Genomic DNA, 3,221 nt, shown 5'->3' with positions numbered 1-3,221 from the left:
GTTCATGCCGGGCATCTGGTAGTCGAGGATGATGCAGTCGACGGCGGCGCCCAACTGAAAGGCGCGATCGAGGAAGGCCAGGCCGACGGCGCCGCTTTCGGCGGCGGCACAGTCGAAGCTCCAGCTCCTGAGCTGCTCGAGCAGGATTTCGCGGTTGACCGGATTGTCGTCGATGACCAGCACGCGCGCGCCGGTGACGTCGACCGGCACGATCTCGTCGCGCGCCGCGGCCTGATGCGCGGGCAGCGGCACCGCGAACCAGAACACCGAGCCGCGGCCGATCTCGCTCTCGACGCCGATCTTGCCTGCCATCAGGTCGACGAGGCGTGCTGCGATGGCCAAGCCCAGCCCCGTGCCCTCGTGACGGCGGGTGGACGAGCCGTCGACCTGCGCGAATTTTTCGAACACGTTCTGCAGTTTCTCGGCCGGTATGCCGATGCCGGTGTCCTCGACGCGGATCTTGAGCTGGACCACGTCGTTGACGATCTCGCCGCCGACGTCGATCAGCACGTGACCCTTCTCGGTGAACTTCACTGCGTTGCCGAGCAGGTTGGTGATGATCTGCCGGAACCGGCCGGCGTCGCCGACGACATGGGCCGGCAGGCGCGGATCGACGCGCACGATCAGTTCGAGGTTCTTTTCGGCGACGCGAGCCGAGACCAGCGTCGCCACGTCCTCGACCGCCTCGGAAAGGCGGAAGGGAGCAGGGTCGAGGGTGAGCTGGCCAGCATTGATCTTGGAGAAATCGAGGATGTCGTTGATGATGGTGAGCAGCGCGTTGCCGGACTTCACGATAACGTCGGTGAAGGTCTTTTGGCGTGGGGTCAGATCGGTCTTGGCCAGCAGTTCGGCCATACCGAGCACACCGTTCATCGGCGTGCGGATTTCGTGGCTCATATTGGCCAGGAATTCCGATTTGGCGCGGTCGGCGGCCTCGGCCTTGAACAGGGATTCGGCGGATTCGGCAAAGGCGCGGCGGATCGCCACTTCCATCGGGCGGAAGATCCAGAAGGCGACGATGGCAAGGGCCGCGAACAGGATCCCGCTGGCCCACAACAACAGCCTGTCGCTGGAGGCATCGGCCAGATGGCGCTCATCATCCATGGCGGTGCGGACGCGAACCAGCATGGGTTGGGCGAACAGGTCATTCTGGTTGCGGATTTCGCGATAGCTCCACTCATCGACCTTCTGCGCCACCGACATCAGGTTGAAATTGCGCACCATGTCGCGCGGCGACCAGAACAGATCGCCGTTAACTGAAGCGGATTGGAGTTCGTCGACGGTCTTGATCGACAGCCGCGGCTTGATCGCCGCAAGCTGGGCGGTCAGCGTCTCGATCTCGCCGGTCAGGCGCTCCGAATGGCCGCGCGCCGATGTGGTCAGGGCATCGCGTGTCTCCGCCCGCCAGGCGGTGCCGGTCGTCTCGGCAAAGCTGGTCGCGTTGCGCAGGTCTCGGGTGAAGATGACGAGATTGCTGCTCAGCGCATCGATGTCGCGGCGAAAGGAATTGACGCGATCAAGCGCAATCACGATGCCGGCGGAAGCCAGCGCGAAGATCAGCAACCCTGAAATACAGCGGATCCGGACCGACCGGATGAAGGACGAATATTCAGGCATGCGCAACCCCAACACATACGCACCATTTTAATGGCCGGGATTACGCTTCATTTACATTAAAATTTCGTTCGTTCGGGCAGGCGAGCCGTGCGAGCCGCCGGATGGACAGCGCGCCTAGGCCGCGTCCACGACGAGGGCGCGGATGCGGCCACTCACCGGGCCTTCCCCGAACCGTTTCCCAAGGGCATTCGCCACGTATCGCGTCACCTCCTCCAGCGAGCCACCGCGCGCCTCGATCTCGGCCCGCAGGGGCGTGCCCTGGCAATAGGCCGTGGCCGCCTCATATGGCGAGGAAGCGGCGCTGACGGCATCCAGCGGCTCTATGGTGATGTTACGGAAGCCGGCGGCATGCAGGTCGGCGCGGATGACGTCCGCATCGTGATAGCCATGCGGTGTCCTTGCCATGAAGCGAGGCGGATCGGCCGGGAAAAAATGGCCGAGCGCCCGCGTCACCTCATCGGCAAACTCGTTCTCTTCGATGGCACCCCAGACGTTGAACAGGAAGTGTCCGCCCAGCCGCATCACGCGCCGAACTTGCCCGTAGGCGCCCACCCGATCGGGGAAGAACATCGCGCCAAACTGGCAGGCCACGGCGTCGAACTGTGCGTCCTCGAAGGGCAGCGCCTGAGCATCGGCCTGCTGCCAGGTGATGCGAGGATCGTCCACCATCCGCGTGCGTGCGTGGTCGAGCATGGGCTGGTTGAGGTCGGTGACCACGATGCGCGCTTGCGCCGGCAGCTTTGCTGCGAGCGCACGTGTCACCACACCGGTGCCCGCCGCCACTTCGAGCACCGATTGCGGCCCGAGCTTCGACACCCGCTCCGCCAGATCCCGCGCATATGGCTCGAAGATCAGCGGCACCATCGCCCGGTCGTAGATCTCGGGAATGGAACCGCTGAACAGCTTGTCGGTGGTCGACATGGCATCCTCCAACTCTTATCCGCACCGCGTGCTTGCCGTGCGGATGTCAATCCTCTGCCTCGGCAGGCTTCCGCTCAAGTTCTATTTCAGAACCGGCCGGCGGGGACGTGCGTGCAATCAGCTCGATGTTCCGGCTGGCACCAACCTTAGCTGTTACGCGCCGCCACGAATGTCGCCGCTTCTTTCAGCAACTGGGCATCGTCACCATAGGGCTCAAGCAGCGCATGCGCCTGTTGGACGAGGCCGTGAAGCTGGCCACGTGCCCAATTCGCACCATGCAAGGCCACCAGCGTCGCCTTGCCGGCGGCGGCGTCCTTGCCGGTCGCCTTGCCCATCTGGCTGGCGTCGGCGGTCAAATCGAGCAGGTCGTCGGCAAGCTGGAAGGCAAGACCGATCGCCGAGCCGAATTCGGCCAGCCGCTCGCGGTCATCGGCCGGGGCGCCGGCGATGAGGGCGCCTGCCTCGCAGGCGAAGCGGATCAGCGCGCCGGTCTTCATCGCCTGCAGCCGGATGATGCCGGCCTCGTCCGGCGGCGTCTGTTCGGCTTCGAGATCGAGCTTCTGGCCGCCGACCATGCCGCCTGCTCCGGCGGCGCGGGCAAGCGCCAGCACCAGGGCTGCCCGCCGCTCCGCCGGCAGCGCGGTCGACTCGCCGGCAATGATGTCGAAGGCCAGCGTCAGCAG

3 protein-coding genes are annotated in these 3,221 nt (G+C 65.0%); all 3 read right to left on the bottom strand.

Annotated elements, in window-relative coordinates; translation table 11 throughout:
- The coding region (locus EN914_RS29505) for an ATP-binding protein (protein WP_127389451.1) at nucleotides 1-1,617 on the bottom strand (1,617 nt) is incomplete at its 3' end.
- Nucleotides 1,618-1,731: 114 nt separating this feature from the next.
- The gene (locus EN914_RS29500) at nucleotides 1,732-2,538 is read right to left on the bottom strand and encodes a class I SAM-dependent methyltransferase (protein WP_024502972.1); all 807 of its coding nucleotides are present in this window, start codon (nucleotides 2,536-2,538) and stop codon (nucleotides 1,732-1,734) included.
- Nucleotides 2,539-2,684: 146 nt separating this feature from the next.
- Nucleotides 2,685-3,221: polyprenyl synthetase family protein (locus EN914_RS29495; protein ID WP_206527267.1), on the bottom strand; the 537-nt coding region annotated here is incomplete at its 5' end.

It is taken from the genome of Mesorhizobium sp. M7A.F.Ca.CA.001.08.2.1 (assembly GCF_003998455.1).
In the GTDB taxonomy this organism is placed as follows: domain Bacteria; phylum Pseudomonadota; class Alphaproteobacteria; order Rhizobiales; family Rhizobiaceae; genus Mesorhizobium; species Mesorhizobium ciceri.
The sequence above is the reverse complement of the archived record's forward strand: the minus strand, read 5'-3'. Positions and strand labels throughout refer to the sequence as shown.

Coding starts and splice junctions, on each gene's coding strand:
- EN914_RS29500 (WP_024502972.1), bottom strand. CDS start 2,538: ATGTCGACCACCGACAAGCTGTTCAGCGGTTCCATTCCCGAGATCTAC.